The sequence below is a fragment of the Rhodanobacter sp. Root179 genome (assembly GCF_001428465.1).
Taxonomy (GTDB): Bacteria; Pseudomonadota; Gammaproteobacteria; order Xanthomonadales; family Rhodanobacteraceae; genus Rhodanobacter.
On sequence record NZ_LMHR01000084.1, the window covers coordinates 54,555 to 71,259 of the forward strand.

The following is a 16,705-nucleotide window of genomic DNA, read 5'->3' on the forward strand; positions in this document are numbered from 1 at the left end:
CGGACTCAGGCGCCGCGCGCCTTGCGCCCCTTCCACGCGTATCCGATACCCAGCAGCACGAACCACACCGGGCTGGCGATCAGCGCCTCGCGGGTATCCGGCTGCAGGCTCAGCAGCACCAGCACGAACACGAAGAACGCCAGGCAGGCCCAGCACATGAACACGCCACCGGGCATCTTGTAGGTCGACGCTTCATGCAACTGCGGGCGCTTGCGCCGGTACGCGATGTAGGCGAACAGGATCAGCGACCACACGAACATGAACAGCACCGCGGACAAGGTGGTGATCAGGGTGAACGCGGTGATCAGGTCGGGGATCAGGTAGATCAGCGCCGCGCCCAGCAACAGGCACACGCAGGAGAACAGCAGGCCCAGCGACGGCACCGCGGCCCGCGACAGCCGCGCGAACGTCTTCGGCGCGTGCTGCTCCTCGGCCAGGCCGTACAGCATGCGACTGGTCGAGAAGATGCCGCTGTTGGCCGAGGACGTGGCCGAGGTCAGCACCACGAAGTTGATCAGGGTGGCCGCGGCCGGAATGCCGGCCAGCACGAACAGTTCCACGAACGGGCTCTTGCCCGGCTCCACCATGCGCCACGGCGTGACCATCATGATCGCCACCAGGGCCAGCACGTAGAAAATGATGATGCGCACCGGGATCGAGTTGATCGCCTTGGGCAGGTTGCGCTGCGGGTCGGCCGTCTCGGCCGCCGTGGTGCCGACCAGCTCGATGCCGACGAAGGCGAACACCGCGATCTGGAAACCCGCGAAGAAGCCGCTGAGCCCCTTCGGGAAGAAGCCGCCGTCATTCCACAGGTTCGCCACCGACGCCTGGTGCCCGGTCGGCGAGGTGAAGCCCCAGGCCACCAGGGCGAAGCCGGCAGCGATCAGCGCGCAGATCGCGATGATCTTGATCAGCGCGAACCAGAATTCCATCTCGCCGAACAGCTTCACCGTGACCAGGTTCAGGCTGAGCAGCAGCAACACGCACAGCACCGCGGGAATCCACGGCGCCAGGTCGGGAAACCAGAACTGCGTATAGGCGGCGATCGCGATCACATCGGCGATCGCGGTGATGATCCAGCAGAACCAGTACGTCCAGCCGCAGAAGAAACCGGCCCACGGCCCCAGCAGGTCGGTGGAGAAGTCGATGAACGACTTGTACTCCAGGTTGGACAGCAGCAGCTCGCCCATCGCCCGCATCACGAAAAACAGCATCACGCCGATGATCAGGTAGACCAGCAGGATCGACGGCCCGGCCAGGCTGATCGTCTTGCCCGAGCCCATGAACAGGCCGGTGCCGATCGCGCCGCCAATGGCGATCAGCTGCAGGTGCCGGTTGGAAAGGCTGCGCCGAAGATGGTCCGGGTGTTCCAGCGATGCGGTCATGCGGCGCGCCTTGGCGTTGGGAAGCCGCCAACATACAGAAAAGCGGGCGCGGCGGCCATGTAGCGTGCTCCGGCATTGCCTTGCACCCTCACCATTTGGGCAAGTCCTTGAATACCTCTCCGCGAGGTTGGGCCGCTTCTCCACCTGACCTGAGCATGGAACGCGCCAGAGACGCCTGCTCGGAATGTCCGCAAACTCCGGAAACAGCCGTTAGATTTTGCCGACTAAACCAACTTGATTGTGACAAGTGCCATAGCGCACAAAGGCCCGAGAGCACAGCAGCCACTCTGACTTGGTTGTAGAAAAACCATGCACCCAAGGCCACCGAGAATCTCCCCAGGAAAATGTCAGCCCTCAAGCGCCACGCAAATTTTCTCCCACCGACTGGACAGCTTGCGGGTGATGAAAAAGGTGGTGGCGAACAGAAGAGGCGGCAATACAAGCCACCAGTAATGTTCCAGGAAGCGAATCACGGCGAGCACCGGCCTCCCAGCCGGATAGCCGAGTCGATCCAGTTGGGGTGCCACGAACATGGCATACATCTCGGCCGGGAAGGAAAGAGCAAAAAGCAGGAAAGAAAAAATGCCGTACGACAAACAGGTAACGACGACCACGAACAGGAAACGACGCGGCATCAGGCGACCGCCCCGGTACGCAACCAGGGCAGACCACCAGACCGGCGCCCACGACATGAGGAAGTAAGTGACCCCGACCGCAACGATCATCGCAGCCATATGAGGCGGGAAGCCAAGAATGTCTGTCATTGAAGGCTGGCGCCTGGTAGGCCCCATATCAGGGCATGTGCCATCGGATGGTCAGCTTTCAACATTGCCTGGTCAAGCGGCCCCATGCTTCGAGCCACAAGGGTTGCCGGATACAAACGGCGCGACAACGTCGTCGAATCAGGACCACACCTTGGCATCGCGCCGACGCGACCTCAACCCGACTGCCCGCGCCGCGCATACCCCACCGGCGAACACCCCACCAGCGCCTTGAAGTCGCGGATGAAGTGGGCCTGGTCGAAGTAGCCCAGGTCCAGCGCCAGTTGCGTCCAGTCCATCGGCTTGCCCGCGTCGACGCGTTCGAGTGCTTCGTGCATGCGGTAGCGGTTGATCACCCACTTCGGGCCGATGCCAACGTACTGGTTGAACAGGCGTTGCAGGGTGCGCGGCGTGATGCTCCAGCGGGTCGCCAGGTCGTCGAGGGTGCGCAGGCTGCGGTCGATGGCGATGGCGTCCACCATCTCGCCCACGCGCAGCGCCTGGGCATCGGGAGGCGGCAGACGGGTGATCAGGAAGTCGCTGGCCAGCGACACCATGTGTTCATCGTCCGGCGACGCCTGCGTGATCGTCGCCAGTTCGGCGGCGACGGTGCCGAACACCTGTTCCGGCGCGATCGAGCGATTGCGCAACACGGATACCGGTTGCCGCAGGAAGCCGTGGAAACCGCCGGGACGGAACTTCACCCCGAACACGCCGCCGCAGCCTTCCAGCACGGTGCTGAAGCGGCCGGTGTGGATGCCATGGATGCGGTTGCCGGCAGCCTCGCATGCCAGGTGCACGTTCGGGTGCGGCAGCGTTTCGCGCAGCTGCGGCGGGCCGCCCTGCAGATCCCAGCGCACGATCCAGTAATGCTGCACCACGCCGGCCAGCGCCGGCGGTGGCGCGATGCGGGCGTGGTGGAACAGGCCCGTCGACGGCGCGCCTGGCGCCGGACGCAGCACGCCACGGGCCTTGCCGACGCCGCCGTTCATCCGCGTCTTCCGCAAGAGGTGGCACGCGCCTGTCGCGTTTTTACAATCATCGCGTCCCCAACCGTGCTTTCATTGTCGGCGTGACATCACCCGGGAGTCTCCCATGAAAAGCGCCGCACGACTCCTGCTTGCCCTCGCCGTTTCGCTGCCTGCGGCAGCGCTCGCACAAACCCCCACGGAGCCCGTCACCATGCACGCCACCGGCCATTTCGACGTCAAGGTTTCCCCGCAGACGCCCGACAATCCCCAGGCCAAAGCCTCGGGCCTGGCGCGACTGTCGCTGGACAAGCAGTTCCACGGTGATCTGGACGCCACCAGCCAGGGCGAGATGCTGGCCGCCGGCGACGGCAGCACGTCCGGTGCCTACGTGGCGCTGGAGACCGTCAGCGGCAAGCTGCACGGCCGCAGCGGCAGTTTCGCGCTGGTGCACCGCGCCCTGATGGTCGCTGGCACGCCGCGGGAATGGACCGTGGTGGTGGTGCCCGGTTCCGGCACCGGCGAGCTGGTTGGCCTCGACGGCTCCATGACAATCACCATCGCCGATGGTCGGCACGACTACGACTTCAGCTACACCCTGCCCGCGCACTGAGCCACGCCGCCGCGACGCCCCCCCGCGTCGCCCGCCGGCTCGACTACCCTATGCCCGGATGACGCCTGCCGACCAAACACCGACCACCGCCCGCATCGCCTTCGATGCCGCCATCTCCGCGTTCGGTCGTGCCGGAAGGGAGGCGGTCGTGACCATGCTGGCGATGCTGGCCACCCTGGGCTGCGCCATGGCGATCGATGCCGAACCCGGCCCTGCCGTGCTGGCCGTGGTGTTGTGCCTGTCGTTCGCGCGCAGCCATCTGGATCGCGACCTGCGCGGCCGGCTGGAAGCGGCGGTGGCACTGCCGATCGTCGGCCTGCTGGCGACCGCAGTGGGCATGTTGCTGCTGCATGCGCCGTGGCTGGGCGCCCTCGTCTTCGTGGCCGGCATGTTCGCGTCGATCTGGCTGCGCCGGTTTGGCCCGATGACGCGCCGCGCCGGCTCGCTGATCGCGCTGCCGTTCGTGGTGATCCTGACCACGCCGCATGTACCGAGCCAGCGACTGGGACCGCTGATGGCGGCGCTGGTGCCGATCGTCGTGGCGCTGCTGGCGCTGGGCTGGGTGGCGGCCTTCCACGCGCTGGCGCGGCGGCTGCGCGTGCTGCCGCCCGCGCAGGCAGCCACCACCGGAATCGCCGTTGCACCCACGCATGAGAGCTCGCTGCGGCCGATCGCGAGCACGCGCATGGCCATCCAGACGGCCGTGGCGCTGGCGCTGTCGTTCGTCGTCGGCTACACCTTTTTCGCGCAGCGCTGGGCGTGGATCGTGCTGACCGCCTTCATCGTCAACAGCGGCAACCGCGGACGGCTGGATGTGGCGTACAAGAGCGTGCTGCGCGTGCTCGGCGCCGCGTTCGGCACCGTGCTGGCGCTGGGCTTCAGCGTGCACCTGGGCAGCCACGATGGCGCCACCGTCGCGCTGATCCTCGCCGCGGTGTTCTTCGGCATCTGGCTGCGTCCGCTCGGCTACGCCTGGTGGGCGCTGTTCGTCACCCTGGCGCTGGCCTTGCTGCAGGGTTTCGAAGGCCGCTCCGCCACCCATGACCTGGGGCTGCGCCTGCAGGAAATCGTGATCGGCGCGGTGATCGGCGTGGCCGCCGCCTGGCTGGTCTACCCGGTGCGTTCGCGCAACGTGCTGCGCCGGCGCATCGCCGATGCACTGGCCGTGCTCGGCGACGCCTTCGACCCGGCCACGCCGCCGCGGACGCGAGACGAGGTGCTGGCGGCGTGGGCGCAGGTCGCACAGATCGCCCCGGCATTCAGGGCCAGCCGATGGGCCGCGCGCCGAGGCGAGGCAGCGCAACCCGCGGACTGGATCGACGCCCTGCACGCCTGCATCGACCCGGCCATCGCCCTGCTGGAACAAGGCACGGCGCCGCCGGTCGAGGTGCGCCGAAGCATCGGCGCGGCGCGCAAGGCCCTGCGCGAACCCGATCAGCTGCTGCCTTCGTTGCGGCAATTGCGCGACTGCCTGGATCAGGCCGGGCACGGCCGACCGGAGCACGCCGACACGGCCTGACACCGCCCTCCGCCTGGCTTCCCCCGGCCAGCCGATCGGGCGCATCATGCCGCCACCTGCCACTGCCGGTGCCCGCCATGAATCGGATCGTCCGTGTCTTCATGTTCGCGCTCAGCCTTGCCCTGCCCCTGCTTGCAGTCGCCGGCGACGATATCGCCGGTTCGAAGGATCACCCCCTGCTCACCCGCTATCCGGGTTCGTACATCAGCGAATACAGCAAGGCCTACAGCGCCACCGAGTTCAAGGTCGGCAAGGGCGACAACGCCACCACGCAAACCGTGGAAGGCGACACCACCAGCCTGCGCTACTTCTACGGCAGTCCAGAGACCCAGGCCAGCCCGCTGCAGATCATCCGCAACTACCAGAACGCGATCAGGCAGATCGGCGGCGAGGTGGTTTACGAACGCCTGCCCAGCGAGGGCGATGGCGGCGAGACCACGCTGAAGGTGCACACCGGCGGCAAGGACGTGTGGGTCAAGCTGGTGCCGGACATCTACGGCGCGCCCACCCAGGATTACCTGCTGGTGGTCACCGAAGTGGCGGCGATGGCGCAGGCGGTGACCGCCAACCAGCTGCGCGACGAACTCGACAAGAACGGCTTCATCACCCTGCACGTGAACTTCGACACCGGCAAGGCAGTGCTGAAACCCGACGACTTGGCCACCATGCAGCAGGTCGCGATGATGATGAAGGCTTCGCCCGCGCTGAAGCTCCGTGTGGAAGGCCATACCGACAACGTGGGCGACGCCGCCTCCAACAAGGCGCTGTCCGACGCCCGCGCGAACAGCGTGATGGACGCCATCGTGCAGGCCGGCGTGCCAGCCGAGCGACTCGGCGCCGCCGGCTTCGGCCAGGAGCGCCCCGTGGCCGACAACCGCAGCGAGGAAGGACGGGCGAAGAATCGCCGCGTGGAACTGGTCAAGGCGGACTGATCAGGGGGACAAGATCGACCGGGCCTGAGCCGGCCCGGCGATCCCTGGCCACCGCGGGTCCCCGGCGGCCGCACCGGCTCATCGCTGCGGTGAGCAGTCCTCGTCGACCTGGCGCACTTCGCACTCGATTTCCCAATCGCTGCCGTGCACGTCGAGGAAGCGCCGGGTCAGCGCCAGCGCCTGCTCCATCGAATCGGCCTGCAGCATCGCGTAGCCTCCGATCACTTCCTTGGTTTCGGCGAACGGGCCGTCCGTGGTGGTCTGCCGGCCCTGCGACAGGCGCACGCGCACGCCTTCCGCCGTGGGCCGCAGGCCTGCCGTGTCCAGCAGGCTGCCGGCTGCGGTCATTTCCGCCATCAGCTTGCCCATGTCGGCCATCAGCTGCTCGCTGGGCCGCTGCCCGCTGTTCTCGTTGATCCGGATCATCGAAAGGAATCGCATCGTCATCTCCTGTGGGAAGGCTGCGGTCGCGCGGCAAACCGCGCTCCTGCCATGGCGACGAACGAAGCGTGGCCGGATCGACAGGACGGCCATGCTCCCGCGGCATCAGCCGCTGCAGGGCGAGGTTGCGGCAACGCCGGACCCGGCGTGGAATTCGACCAGCAGCCCGAGATCCTCCCGCGTCGGCGCCAGGAAGGATGGCCCCAGCAGGCCGCGATAACCAGCCAGCGGCTTTTCGTATCCGCGTTCGACCTGCCGCCTTGCGCTCGCGATGTCCGCCACGGCCACGCTGATCCCGAGCACTTGCGGCCCACCGCTGCGCAGCGCGTCGGCAGCGATCCCCGCGCCATCCGGCTGCAACACCAGAACGCGTTTGCGATGGATCGGCACGCAATACCCGCGCGCGCCCACCTGGGCCACGCTCACCGGCGTGGCGCCGGCAAAACCCATCGCGGCCAGTTGCTGCCGGTCCGCCTCGGCGTTCGACGAAAGCAGCCAGATCGCGGACAGCCCGCGCGCGCCATTGGGATGCACGCGCGCGCTCCGCGCGTCGGCGACGCGGGTCGGCGTGGGTCTGCCTGCGGCGTAGTCGATGAAGAACAGGTTGCTCGAAAGCGGCTGGCGCTCGAATGCGAACAGCCGCCAGCGCGGTGGCGCCGAGGGCCCGTCGCCGTCGGGATCATTCGGCGCTGCCGAGAAAATCTCCGTCGGGGCGAAGCCGCGCTGGCGCAGCGACACGCGCTCCCGATCGAGCGTCGACGAACGCAAGCCGAAGGTGCGGGCGCCCGGGCCACCACGCAGCGCGACCTGATCCGTGCGCATGCCCGGGTCCATCCGCGCATCCGGCCGGGTGATGCCCTCCAGCTCGACATAGCTTCCGTCGGACATCCGCACATAGCGATTGGCCACGCCGTCGGGATTGCGCCCCGGGCGGACCTGGAAACCCAGCTTGACGGTCATCACCGCGCTGACCTGGTCGATGCTGCGCCCCCACAGCAGAACGTGGTCGATGCTGCTGGCGTCATCGCGTGATGGCGCGGCGGCGGCAGGCTGGCCCAGGCACAGGCCGGACATCAAGGCGGACAACAGGATGATCGATCGCACGGTACGCAGACTCCATCGGTTTGGGCGGGACGGGCAGGAAACGGGAGGGCTTTCCATCAGCCGATACCCCACAGGCGCCGCGCCTCTTCGGCGACGAGGTCGGGGAACTCTTCGGGAAAGAACAGCTTTGCGCCCGGCACGCGGCGAACGCCGCGCGACTGCGGAAAGGTGTGGTCCAGATACTCGGCATCCGCCAGCGCGAAGACCTGGTCGGCGGCGCCCCAGACGATGCGCACCGGTACCGCGCTGCGCCTGAGCGCGGCCTCGATGCCGGCCAGCGGATTGGGCGCCAGCGCGATGTGGAACGCCTCGTACTGCGCCCGGCGCAGCGGCGAACTCACCAGCGGCGTGACGTAATACTCGATGGTCTCGTCGGCAAGGCGGGCCGGATCACGATAGACGGCCGCGCCGAACGTCGAGCGCGCCAGCGCCTTGTCGGTGAGCCATCGGGCCGTGGCCTCGGCCAGCGTGCCCGCGCGCGCCATCCCGATCACCGGCATCACCCCGGCCGGCGGACTGTCCGGTTCGACGTCGCAGTTCGTCAGCAGCAGGCTGCGCACGCGCCCGGGATGGCGAACCAGGAACAGCTGGGCCACCGCGCCGCCGCTGTCGCTGGCGACGATGTCGACCTTGCCGACCGCCAGCGCATCGAGCAGCGCGGCGAGCATGCCGGCCTGGGCATCGGCCGCCAGCGACTGCCCCGCGGGAACCTGCGAATAGCCCAGCCCCATGAAGTCCGGCGCGATGCAGCGCCGATGGGCGGACAGCCGATCGAGCGCGCCGCGCCATTGAAAGCCGTTCAACGGCGCGCCGTGCAGGAACAGCGCCGCCTCGCCCGCGCCACGCTCGACGTAGGCGATCCGGCCACAGGGCAGTTCGGCGAAACGCCGCGCCCTGCCGAATGTGGCCGCGTCGGTCGGCGGCATCGCCACGGCTGTGGCGAGCCGGGCGATGTCCGTCCGCGCCATGCACACGCCGGCGACACCGCCGGCCAACGCCGCCCCGGTCAACTGCAGGAATTGCCTGCGCTTCATTTCGATCTCCTTGCCATGTGCTGCTGCACCGGGGACATGCTGACGCCTAGCCGCGGATCGGGCGCGCACAAACGGACGCTGGCGGACACGGAAGGATGATTTTCGGCACTTGTGCACAACCCCGCGCCGTCGCGAGGATGAAGCAATGAGCGATCGCCCCGCCTGCTATCCCGCGCCACCGGCACCGCTGCTGTCGGGCAGCAGCCCGAACCGCATGCCGCTGCTTGACGTGCTCACCTCGCCGGTGCCGTCGGGCCGGTTCGATTCGCCGTTGGACGATCGCCACGTGCTCTGCCTGCATCTGGGCGATCCGGTGCCGGTCAGTTACCGCATGGGCCGGTACGAACGGCGCGGCACGCGCATCCATGGCCAGTTCTGCGTCGTCCCCGCCGGTTCGAGCACGCGCTGGACGCTGACGCGGCCCGCGCGCTCGCTGCTGTTGCGGCTGACCCCGGCACTGCTGGGGGATACCGCTGACGCGATGGGGCTGGCATCGCAGGACGCCGGGCTGGCGCCGTCGATCCACATCCGCGATCCCCAGGTCGAACGGATCGGCTGGATGATGCAGGCCGAGGATCAGGACGCCCATCCGGGCGGCCGCCTGTTCGCCGACAGCCTCGCCGCGGCGCTGGCCGCGCGTCTGCTCGCCCTGCAATCGCGCAGGCCGGCTCCATCCCCGGGTCGCGCGCTGCCGGCGTGGCGGCTGCGCCACGTGCTCGAGTACATCGAGGCGAATCTCGACCAGGACCTCACGCTCGCCGAGCTTGCCAGCGTGGCGGGCTTCAGCCTGTCGCATTTCAAGCCGCTGTTCCGGCAGGCCGTGGGCATGCCGGCCCATCGCTTCGTGCTGGAGCGGCGCGTGGAGCGCGCGCGGACGCGACTGCTCGAAGGCCGCGCCAGCCTGACCGACATCGCGCTGGAAGCCGGCTTCGCCCATCCCGGCCACATGGCCCGCTGCATGCGCCGCCTGCTGGGCATGAGCCCTTCGCAGATCGCCGCTTCGTCTCGCTGAAAGGTGACTGCTTCATCTGAGCGAGTTCGGGCGTGCTGCCGGCCAGTGATACGCCGCAGCCCGCGGGGTTCAGACGGGCGCCGCGTTCGCCGCCGGGTTACGATGCCGCCCCTTCGCCCCGTTCCGCGCGCTGTCGTCGCCCAAGGAGATCGCCCACCGTGTCGCACTATTCCGGCCCCCTGCTCACGCGCTCCACCGCCGAAGCCCTGCTGGCGGCACGCGCTGCCGGCGCCGGTGAATGGGCGGGTTCGCTGGACCTTGGCGTCAGCAGCGAGGCGGTCGCGCTGGAGCCCGAGGCCTGGCAACGCGGCGGCCTGCGTTATCCGTATCCGGAGCGGCTGAAGGACCGCACGATTTATCACTGGGACGGCGACGACTTCGCCCCGGTGGCGCGCTACGCCAACTCGCTGATCAAGCTGGTGCCCACCGAATGGGGCGCACCGACCTTCGAGATCGACGGCATCAAGATGCTGCCGACGTCGAAGGAATCACCGTTCGACGACGCCCGGCGCAAGGTGGCCCTGGTCGAACCGCGCGGCAAGGTGGTGCTGGATACCTGCGGCGGGCTGGGCTATTTCGCCGCGTGCTGCCTGGAAGCGGGCGTGGCGCGCATCCACTCGTTCGAGAAGAACGCCGACGTGCTGTGGCTGCGCACGCTGAACCCGTGGTCGCCCGATCCGCAGTCGCCCGCCAGCGGCGGCCGTCTGCAACTGACCCATGCCGACGTGGCGCAGGCGATCACGCAGATCGCCGACGCCTCGGTGGATGCGCTGCTGCACGATCCGCCGCGCTTCGGCATCGCCGGCGAGCTGTATTCGCAGGCGTTCTACGACCAGCTGGCGCGCGTGCTGCGCCGTGGCGGGCGGCTGTTCCATTACACCGGCAGCCCGAACAAGCTGACCAGCGGCCGCGACGTGCCCCGCGAAGTGCAGAAGCGGCTGGACAAAGCCGGCTTCAGGGCCGAGCTCGCGCTGGACGGCGTGCTGGCCACGCGGCGTTAGAAGCGTCAGCGGGTCGGTCCGCCGTCGACGGCGCGCTTCACCGCGTCGACGAAGTCGCGACGCGCGGCGACCAGCTCCTTCGAGGTCGCCTGCGGCCACGCGCCGACCTGCACGATGACCAGCTGGCGTGCCGGATCGACGTAGACCATCTGGCCGTAGATGCCGATCGCCGCGTAGCTGCCGTCGGTGTCGGTCCACCACAGGTAGCCGTAGCCATGGCCGGGGCTGTCCACGTCCTGCTGCTTGCGCATGGCGCCGTGCATCCACGCCTCGGCGATCACCGGCTGGCCGCCGATCTTGCCGCCATCGAGCATGAACTGGCCGATCCGGGCGTAGTCGGCCAGCGTGGCGGACAAGCCGCTGCCGCCGGTGTCGCTGCCGTCGCATTCGTCCTTCAGCCAGTACGCGTCGGACGCCATGCCGTAGGGCTTCCAGATCGCCTGCGACAGATACGCCGCCAGCGACTGCTTCGTGGCGCGCTGGACCAGGATGCCGAGCAGGTCGGTCTCGGCGGTGTTGTAGTTCCAGTGCGTGCCGGCCGGATAAGCGCGCGGCAATTTGGCCAGGTACGAGATCACGTGCGCCTGGCCGTTCTCGCAGGCGGCGCGATACATCTGCGCCACGTCGGAATGCGGGTCGGCGTAATCCTCGTTCCAGCGCACGCCGGAGGTCATCGTCAGCAGCTGCTCCACGGTGACCTTGGCATAGGCGCTGTCGCGCAGCTGCGGGATGTAGGTGTCCAGCGTGTCGTCCATGCCGTGGATGTCGCCCCGGCGCAAGGCGATGCCCAGCAGGGTCGAGGTGACCGACTTGGCCACCGAGAACGAGGTCCAGCGCGTGCTGTCATCGAAACCCGGCGCATGGCGCTGCAGGCGGATGCGGCCATGCTGCAGCACCATCACGCCGGCCAGGTGGTGCGTCGTCATGTAGCCGGCCAGCGTGGACGAGCCGTCTTTCCACTGCGGCGTCAGTGCGGCGCCCTGCGGCAAGGCATGCACGTGCGCGCCGTGATCCACGCGGTCGGCGGGGAAGATTTCGTACATGCGCGGAAAGCGCGCCGTGTGTTCGGCCTGGCTCCAGAACAGCACGTCTTCGCGCTGCTGGCCGACCGACGGCGTTTCGCTGGCCAGCAAGGGCCACGCCACCGCCCAGCACGACACGAGGCACAGCAGACGCAGGCAGATAGTCGAACGCATGACACTCCTGATGACCCGGCGAGCGGCGCCCGCACCGGACCGAAAGATGGCGGAGAAACCGCATCGCGATGAGTCGCGATGGGCGAAAACCCGGCCATTCTAGAACCTCCGCGAATGGCAGCGGCACGCGGGCCGCCTTGCGTGCAGGCGACGGGCATGACACGCGTCACTGGTTTCCCCGCGGCGGCGACGCAAGACTCCGTCCATTCGAGGCTGACAGGAGCGAACTTGAACACTTCTCGTCGTGGTCGTTACGGGATCGACGCGCCCTACGCCCCCGCGCTGATGGCCGCGGGCCTGCTGGTCTGCCTGGGCGTGATCGCCTTCACGCCCCTGCGGGGCTGGTGGTTCAGCGCAGGCCTGGTGGCGCTTCTTCTGGCCATCTACATGCACACCACCCTGCGCGGGAAATTCGCGGTGTGGCGTAACCTGCTCGACGCGCGCCAATGGCGCGGCGACGAACAGGTGCTTGACATCGGCTGTGGTCGCGGCGCCGTCCTGCTGATGGCGGCGGATCACGTCCCGCGCGGGCGGGCCACCGGCATCGATATCTGGAGCAGCAAGGACCAGTCGGGCAACGGCATCGATGTCGCCGCGCGCAATGCCGAAGCCGAAGGCGTGGCCGACCGCGTCGAGCTGAAAACCGCCGACATGCGCGCCCTGCCATTCGCCGACGCCAGCTTCGACCTGGTGGTTTCCAGCGTGGCGATCCACAACATCGGCGACGCCGCGGGGCGCGACCAGGCGATCGACGAGGCGTGGCGGGTGCTGCGTCCCGGCGGACAGTTGCTGATCGCCGACATCTCGAAAGGCGGCCAGTACCGCAGGCATCTCGAAGCCATGGGCATCCGTGCCGAACGGCGTTCGCTGGGCTGGCGCATGTGGTGGGGTGGCCCGTGGATGCCGACCACGCTGACCTCGGCAAGCAAGCCGCTCGTCGGCGATGGCACCGAGGCAGGTTGAGCGGCCGGCGACGACATCATGCACATTCTGCAACTGACCGATGATTCCTGCGCTGCCTGCAAAGGGGCAGCCCATGAACATGATCGACGAGACCCGCGCAGCGCGACCGTGCTGAGCAGGCAGCGTGCGCCCGGCCGAACCAGGACGGCATGCGTACATCCACCTGCCCCGTTCCGGCGTATACAGGTACATTGGCGTCCCGCCCCCACCCCGGAGTCCCCCATGAAGCCACTGATGAAATTCGCCACGCTTGCCCTGCTCGGCGGCGCCACCGTCGCGATGCCGGCCTTCGCCGCCCTGAAAGCGGGCACCCAGGCACCGGAATTCAGCGCACCCGCCTACCTGGCCGGCCAGCCGTTCACCTTCGATCTGGCCGATGCACTGAAGAAAGGCCCGGTGGTGGTGTACTTCTTCCCCGCGCCGCACACCTCTGGCTGCAACGTCGAGGCGCACCTGTTTTCCGAGGCGATCGACAAGTTCAAGGCCGAGCACGCCACGGTGATCGGTGTCACCGCCGGCAACCTCGACCAGCTGGCCGCGTTCTCGAAGGAAACCGAACACTGCGGCGGCAAGTTCCCGGTCGCCGCCGATGCGGGCGCGAAGATCGCCAAGCAATACGACGCCACCTTGCTGATGCGCCCGGGCTGGTCCGACCGCACCTCGTACGTGATCGCGCCGTCCGGCAAGATCACCTACGTCTACTCCGACCTCAGCCCCAACAAGCACGTCGAAGAGACGCTCAAGGCGGTGAAGGCGATCGAGGGTGCCGGCAACAGCGGCATGTGATTCCGGACTGATGACAGGCCGGTGCGGAACGAAGCAGGAACTTCGTTCCGCCCCAAGCTTGCCTACTTCCGCGCCGCGATGATCCGGCTCAGATAATCCGGCGTGCCCTCGATGCGCTGCAGGTGCGGGTACTGCATGCCGTCGTGGTAGTCCACCGGCACGGTGCGATAGCCGCCCTGGTATTTCAGCAGCAGCTGGATCGGAGACTTGCTGCCTTTCGCCGCGGCGATCGCTTCCTTCAGCACCTCTTTCGAATACGCCTGGCCGTTCACCGCTTCCAGCGTGGCACCGGTGCTGACACCGGCCCTGAACGCGGGGCCATTCCAGCGCACGTCGTTGACCTCGCCCCTGTCGTTCATGGTCAGGCCGATCGACCAGGCGAAGTTGTACAGGTGGCGCGCGGGCTCGGGCCGCGAGTTGTACTGCTTTTCGAATGCCGTGGGCTGGTCGGTGTAGACCAGCTTCCAGCCGGTGGCTTCGAGGCCGCCGGCCAGCGGCGGATTCAGCGTGTCGACGCGCGCGTGCAGGAAGCTGGCCCAATCGTCCTTCGCCACGCCGTTCAACGTCGCCACCACGTCGTCGAAAGTGTAGGGCCTGGTCACGTAGCTGCCATTGTCGACACCGAAGAACGCACGGGCGAAATCATCCAGCGACTTGCCGTCGTGGGTGAGCGAGCGAATCCGCGCGTCCACCGCCAGCCACAGCATCTGGCCGCCGCTGTAGTAGTCCTCGCTCATCTGCCAGCTGCGATACGGCAGGCTGGAACGATGCGCCGCGGTGGCGTCGTTGGTGGTGTCCTCCAGCGTGCGCCACTGGAAGCCGGGGCGGTTGCGATCGTAGTTCGCGGCGACCATCGCCAGACCGTCGCGGAACTGCTGCGCCGTCCACATGCCCGAGCGCGCGGTGAGCACGTAACCCCAGTATTGGGTCTGGCCTTCGTAGACCCATAGCAGCGAATCGCCCATCGGCACGTTGAAGTTCGGCGTCCACAGGTCGGCGGGGCGGCGGAACTTGCCGTTCCACGAATGGGCGTACTCGTGCGCCAGCAGGTCACGCTCCGGCGCGTTGCTGTCCCAGGCGGTGAAATAGTCGGCGCCCAGGCCGTTCTCGCTGGACTGGTGATGCTCGGTGCCATTGCCGCCGAGCACGTCGGACAGCGAGAACAGGAAGTCGTAGTGGTCGTAGTGATGCGAGCCGAACAGGCTCACCGCCTGGGTGACCAGGGCGCGATGCGCCTTGAGCTGCTCGGGCGACATTTCCAGGTCCTTCGGCGCATCGGCGACGATGTCCAGGTGCACCGGCGCGGCGCCGCCCGGGTTGAGGTCGACCCGTTTGAAATATTGCCCGGCGTAGATAGGCGAATCGACCAGGTTGTTGAACGTCACCGGCTTGAAGGTGGTGGTGTCGCCCGACTGCGAGGCCGTCTCCAGCGCCGTGCCCATCTGCCAGCCATGGGCCAGCGTCACGCTGGGGGCGAAGGTGATCGCGCGCGAGAAGTGCCCGGCCGGATACAGCGCCATCTTGCTCCATTCCATGTCCATCATGCGGTCGGTGATCTCGAAGCCGCCGTCGCGCGGGGACATGTATTCGAATGCCACCTCCAGGCGGGTCACGCCGGCCGGCACGTCGAGATGGAACGCGAACACGTTGTACTTGTCGCGCTTCCATGGCACCGGCTTGCCGTCGGCGGTGATCCTGAGCCCGGCCAGCATGGCGATCGGGCCGCTTGGGGAATGGTCGCCGGGAATCCATTGCGGATACAGCAGGGTCAGCGGACCGGCCGCGACGGGAATCGTCTCGCGTACCCGGAAGATGCCCTGCACCGTGTCGCTGGCATCGACATGCAGCGCGATGGTGCCCGGATACGGCGTGTCCTGCGGCGGCGGCACCTGGTCAGCGCCGATCGTCTGCGCCGGCGCGGCCGTGGCGGCCAGGGCCAGCATCACGGCGGCGGCGAGCGCGGCCAGCGTGCGCCGGGGGCGTGACCAGGTGGGGGTGGGAACGGGCATGGGGAACTCCGGCAGGCAGGTGAATGGACAAAACTATCACCACTGTTCGGCCGGCGGTGCCGCGCGTGCCACCCAGTGTCACAAATCGTCCCGACCTGCCCGCCGGTTGACGCCGGGCTGCACCGCCAGCGGCCCTGTCGCAGCAGATCCCATGGCCTGCTGGCGCGGGCTTCGCCACTTTCCGCCACATGGCACACATTCTGCTTCAGGACTCATGCAGGCACCGCCGTCGGCACCAGCGGAAGGCGGTCGAAAGGAATCGGGTTTTGGCGTCTTGCATCGTCCGGGGCTTGCTGATGGTCCGGGGCGACAGGGTCGGGTGGAACGGCACCAGCGCAATCCAGCAGGGAGACCAGGCCATGAACTTCTTCGGAAAAAAACAGCAGCGTGCGGGACTCGAGGTATCGCTGGAGGATCACCTCGCGGAACAGCAGGTGGCCCCCGGTACCCAGCTCCATTACGACAGTCGGCTCGTCGAGCGCCTGTGCGGCCATGCGGTCAGCCTGATGGACCTGCTGGCGCTTGGCGGCAGCGCGGCGCGGGCGTCGAAGTTCGACGAGACGGAAAGGTGCCTGTACCGATTCCGCCTGCTGTTCAACGAACATATGCTGGACAAGAACCTGCGCCTGTATACCTACCTGGGCCGCTGCCTGAAGTCGGACCCCGAAGGCCTGGAATTCATGCGCCACATGCGCCGGGAAACCGGCGAGATCTCGCGCCAGACCACGCGCTTCCTCAGCCGTTGCCAGGAGGCCGGCATCAGCGAGGAAAGACGGGACGAGTTTCTCGACGAACTGGCCCTGATCGAGGACCTGCTCCGCCATTGCTTCACCCGCGAGGAGCGCTCGCTGTACCCGATGTACCGATCGCCCCGGTCCTACCAGGCCGCACCGGCGCAATCGTCTTCCATCGGCAAGCGAACGCAGGTCGGCCACGCTCTGCCCTGCTGACAGCCCGGCGGGCGAGGTGGCAGCCCTGTGA

The 16,705-nt window shown here is 67.8% G+C and carries 16 protein-coding genes; 8 read left to right on the forward strand and 8 right to left on the reverse strand.

Annotation, left to right across the window (positions count from 1 at the left end; translation table 11 throughout):
- Positions 1 to 5: 5 nt before the first annotated feature.
- From cycA to ASD82_RS12900, 3 genes are all read right to left on the reverse strand, one after another.
- Positions 6 to 1,385 carry a D-serine/D-alanine/glycine transporter gene (gene cycA, locus ASD82_RS12890; RefSeq protein WP_056718227.1) on the reverse strand — a complete coding sequence of 460 codons (1,380 nt, stop codon included), beginning with the start codon at positions 1,383 to 1,385 and terminating at the stop codon, positions 6 to 8.
- A 347-nt stretch (positions 1,386 to 1,732) separates the two neighbouring features.
- Positions 1,733 to 2,149, reverse strand: a complete 417-nt coding sequence (locus tag ASD82_RS12895) for a hypothetical protein (protein WP_056718228.1) — start codon at positions 2,147 to 2,149, stop codon at positions 1,733 to 1,735.
- A 173-nt stretch (positions 2,150 to 2,322) separates the two neighbouring features.
- Positions 2,323 to 3,138: a helix-turn-helix domain-containing protein gene (locus tag ASD82_RS12900; protein ID WP_056718229.1), complete on the reverse strand. Its 816-nt coding sequence runs from the start codon at positions 3,136 to 3,138 to the stop codon at positions 2,323 to 2,325.
- Positions 3,139 to 3,328: 190 nt separating this feature from the next.
- Between ASD82_RS12900 and ASD82_RS12905 the strand changes: the two genes are divergently transcribed.
- The 3 genes from ASD82_RS12905 (at position 3,329) to ASD82_RS12915 (ending at position 6,178) form a co-directional block, all read left to right on the forward strand.
- A complete protein-coding gene (locus ASD82_RS12905; RefSeq protein WP_056718277.1) occupies positions 3,329 to 3,727 on the forward strand; it encodes a DUF3224 domain-containing protein in 399 nt (132 codons plus the stop codon).
- 58 nt (positions 3,728 to 3,785) lie between these two features.
- Positions 3,786 to 5,246 carry an FUSC family protein gene (locus ASD82_RS12910; RefSeq protein ID WP_056718230.1) on the forward strand — a complete coding sequence of 487 codons (1,461 nt, stop codon included), beginning with the start codon at positions 3,786 to 3,788 and terminating at the stop codon, positions 5,244 to 5,246.
- Positions 5,247 to 5,323: 77 nt separating this feature from the next.
- Positions 5,324 to 6,178 (forward strand): OmpA family protein, encoded by an 855-nt coding sequence (locus tag ASD82_RS12915; protein ID WP_056718231.1) that lies wholly within the window; start codon positions 5,324 to 5,326, stop codon positions 6,176 to 6,178.
- 78 nt (positions 6,179 to 6,256) lie between these two features.
- Here ASD82_RS12915 and ASD82_RS12920 read toward each other — a convergent pair whose 3' ends face one another.
- The 3 genes from ASD82_RS12920 to ASD82_RS12930 form a co-directional block, all read right to left on the reverse strand.
- Positions 6,257 to 6,619, reverse strand: coding sequence for a YciI family protein (locus tag ASD82_RS12920; RefSeq protein ID WP_056718278.1), 363 nt, complete (start codon positions 6,617 to 6,619; stop codon positions 6,257 to 6,259).
- A 105-nt stretch (positions 6,620 to 6,724) separates the two neighbouring features.
- Positions 6,725 to 7,723 carry a VOC family protein gene (locus ASD82_RS12925; protein WP_056718232.1) on the reverse strand — a complete coding sequence of 333 codons (999 nt, stop codon included), beginning with the start codon at positions 7,721 to 7,723 and terminating at the stop codon, positions 6,725 to 6,727.
- Between the two features lie 56 nt (positions 7,724 to 7,779).
- Positions 7,780 to 8,757: an alpha/beta hydrolase gene (locus tag ASD82_RS12930; protein ID WP_056718233.1), complete on the reverse strand. Its 978-nt coding sequence runs from the start codon at positions 8,755 to 8,757 to the stop codon at positions 7,780 to 7,782.
- 145 nt (positions 8,758 to 8,902) lie between these two features.
- Here ASD82_RS12930 and ASD82_RS12935 point away from each other — a divergent pair, with 145 nt between their 5' ends.
- Both ASD82_RS12935 and ASD82_RS12940 read left to right on the forward strand, forming a co-directional pair.
- Positions 8,903 to 9,769 carry an AraC family transcriptional regulator gene (locus tag ASD82_RS12935; RefSeq protein WP_056718234.1) on the forward strand — a complete coding sequence of 289 codons (867 nt, stop codon included), beginning with the start codon at positions 8,903 to 8,905 and terminating at the stop codon, positions 9,767 to 9,769.
- 158 nt (positions 9,770 to 9,927) lie between these two features.
- Positions 9,928 to 10,770, forward strand: coding sequence for an MnmC family methyltransferase (locus ASD82_RS12940; RefSeq protein WP_056718235.1), 843 nt, complete (start codon positions 9,928 to 9,930; stop codon positions 10,768 to 10,770).
- Positions 10,771 to 10,775: 5 nt separating this feature from the next.
- Here ASD82_RS12940 and ASD82_RS12945 read toward each other — a convergent pair whose 3' ends face one another.
- Positions 10,776 to 11,966: a serine hydrolase gene (locus tag ASD82_RS12945; RefSeq protein ID WP_056718236.1), complete on the reverse strand. Its 1,191-nt coding sequence runs from the start codon at positions 11,964 to 11,966 to the stop codon at positions 10,776 to 10,778.
- A gap of 228 nt (positions 11,967 to 12,194) precedes the next feature.
- On the opposite strand from ASD82_RS12945, the gene ASD82_RS12950 reads away from it, so the two are divergent.
- Together ASD82_RS12950 and ASD82_RS12955 are read left to right on the forward strand one after the other, a co-directional pair.
- Positions 12,195 to 12,929: a class I SAM-dependent methyltransferase gene (locus ASD82_RS12950; RefSeq protein WP_056718237.1), complete on the forward strand. Its 735-nt coding sequence runs from the start codon at positions 12,195 to 12,197 to the stop codon at positions 12,927 to 12,929.
- A gap of 222 nt (positions 12,930 to 13,151) precedes the next feature.
- Positions 13,152 to 13,715: a peroxiredoxin gene (locus ASD82_RS12955; RefSeq protein WP_056718238.1), complete on the forward strand. Its 564-nt coding sequence runs from the start codon at positions 13,152 to 13,154 to the stop codon at positions 13,713 to 13,715.
- A 62-nt stretch (positions 13,716 to 13,777) separates the two neighbouring features.
- On the opposite strand, the gene ASD82_RS12960 is transcribed toward ASD82_RS12955, so the two are convergent.
- Entirely contained in the window at positions 13,778 to 15,724 is a 1,947-nt protein-coding gene (locus ASD82_RS12960; RefSeq protein WP_056718239.1) for a M61 family metallopeptidase, read from the reverse strand.
- Between the two features lie 296 nt (positions 15,725 to 16,020).
- Between ASD82_RS12960 and ASD82_RS12965 the strand changes: the two genes are divergently transcribed.
- Positions 16,021 to 16,674, forward strand: coding sequence for a hemerythrin domain-containing protein (locus ASD82_RS12965; protein WP_157599267.1), 654 nt, complete (start codon positions 16,021 to 16,023; stop codon positions 16,672 to 16,674).
- Positions 16,675 to 16,705 lie beyond the last annotated feature (31 nt).

What these genes read in the sequence shown, in the direction of transcription:
- cycA (WP_056718227.1), bottom strand. Translation starts at nt 1,385, where the DNA reads ATGACCGCATCGCTGGAACACCCGGACCATCTTCGGCGCAGCCTTTCC.
- ASD82_RS12895 (WP_056718228.1), bottom strand. Translation starts at nt 2,149, where the DNA reads ATGACAGACATTCTTGGCTTCCCGCCTCATATGGCTGCGATGATCGTT.
- ASD82_RS12900 (WP_056718229.1), bottom strand. Translation starts at nt 3,138, where the DNA reads ATGAACGGCGGCGTCGGCAAGGCCCGTGGCGTGCTGCGTCCGGCGCCA.
- ASD82_RS12905 (WP_056718277.1), top strand. Translation starts at nt 3,329, where the DNA reads ATGCACGCCACCGGCCATTTCGACGTCAAGGTTTCCCCGCAGACGCCC.
- ASD82_RS12910 (WP_056718230.1), top strand. Translation starts at nt 3,786, where the DNA reads ATGACGCCTGCCGACCAAACACCGACCACCGCCCGCATCGCCTTCGAT.
- ASD82_RS12915 (WP_056718231.1), top strand. Translation starts at nt 5,324, where the DNA reads ATGAATCGGATCGTCCGTGTCTTCATGTTCGCGCTCAGCCTTGCCCTG.
- ASD82_RS12920 (WP_056718278.1), bottom strand. Translation starts at nt 6,619, where the DNA reads ATGCGATTCCTTTCGATGATCCGGATCAACGAGAACAGCGGGCAGCGG.
- ASD82_RS12930 (WP_056718233.1), bottom strand. Translation starts at nt 8,757, where the DNA reads ATGAAGCGCAGGCAATTCCTGCAGTTGACCGGGGCGGCGTTGGCCGGC.
- ASD82_RS12935 (WP_056718234.1), top strand. Translation starts at nt 8,903, where the DNA reads ATGAGCGATCGCCCCGCCTGCTATCCCGCGCCACCGGCACCGCTGCTG.
- ASD82_RS12945 (WP_056718236.1), bottom strand. Translation starts at nt 11,966, where the DNA reads ATGCGTTCGACTATCTGCCTGCGTCTGCTGTGCCTCGTGTCGTGCTGG.
- ASD82_RS12955 (WP_056718238.1), top strand. Translation starts at nt 13,152, where the DNA reads ATGAAGCCACTGATGAAATTCGCCACGCTTGCCCTGCTCGGCGGCGCC.
- ASD82_RS12960 (WP_056718239.1), bottom strand. Translation starts at nt 15,724, where the DNA reads ATGCCCGTTCCCACCCCCACCTGGTCACGCCCCCGGCGCACGCTGGCC.
- ASD82_RS12965 (WP_157599267.1), top strand. Translation starts at nt 16,021, where the DNA reads ATGGTCCGGGGCGACAGGGTCGGGTGGAACGGCACCAGCGCAATCCAG.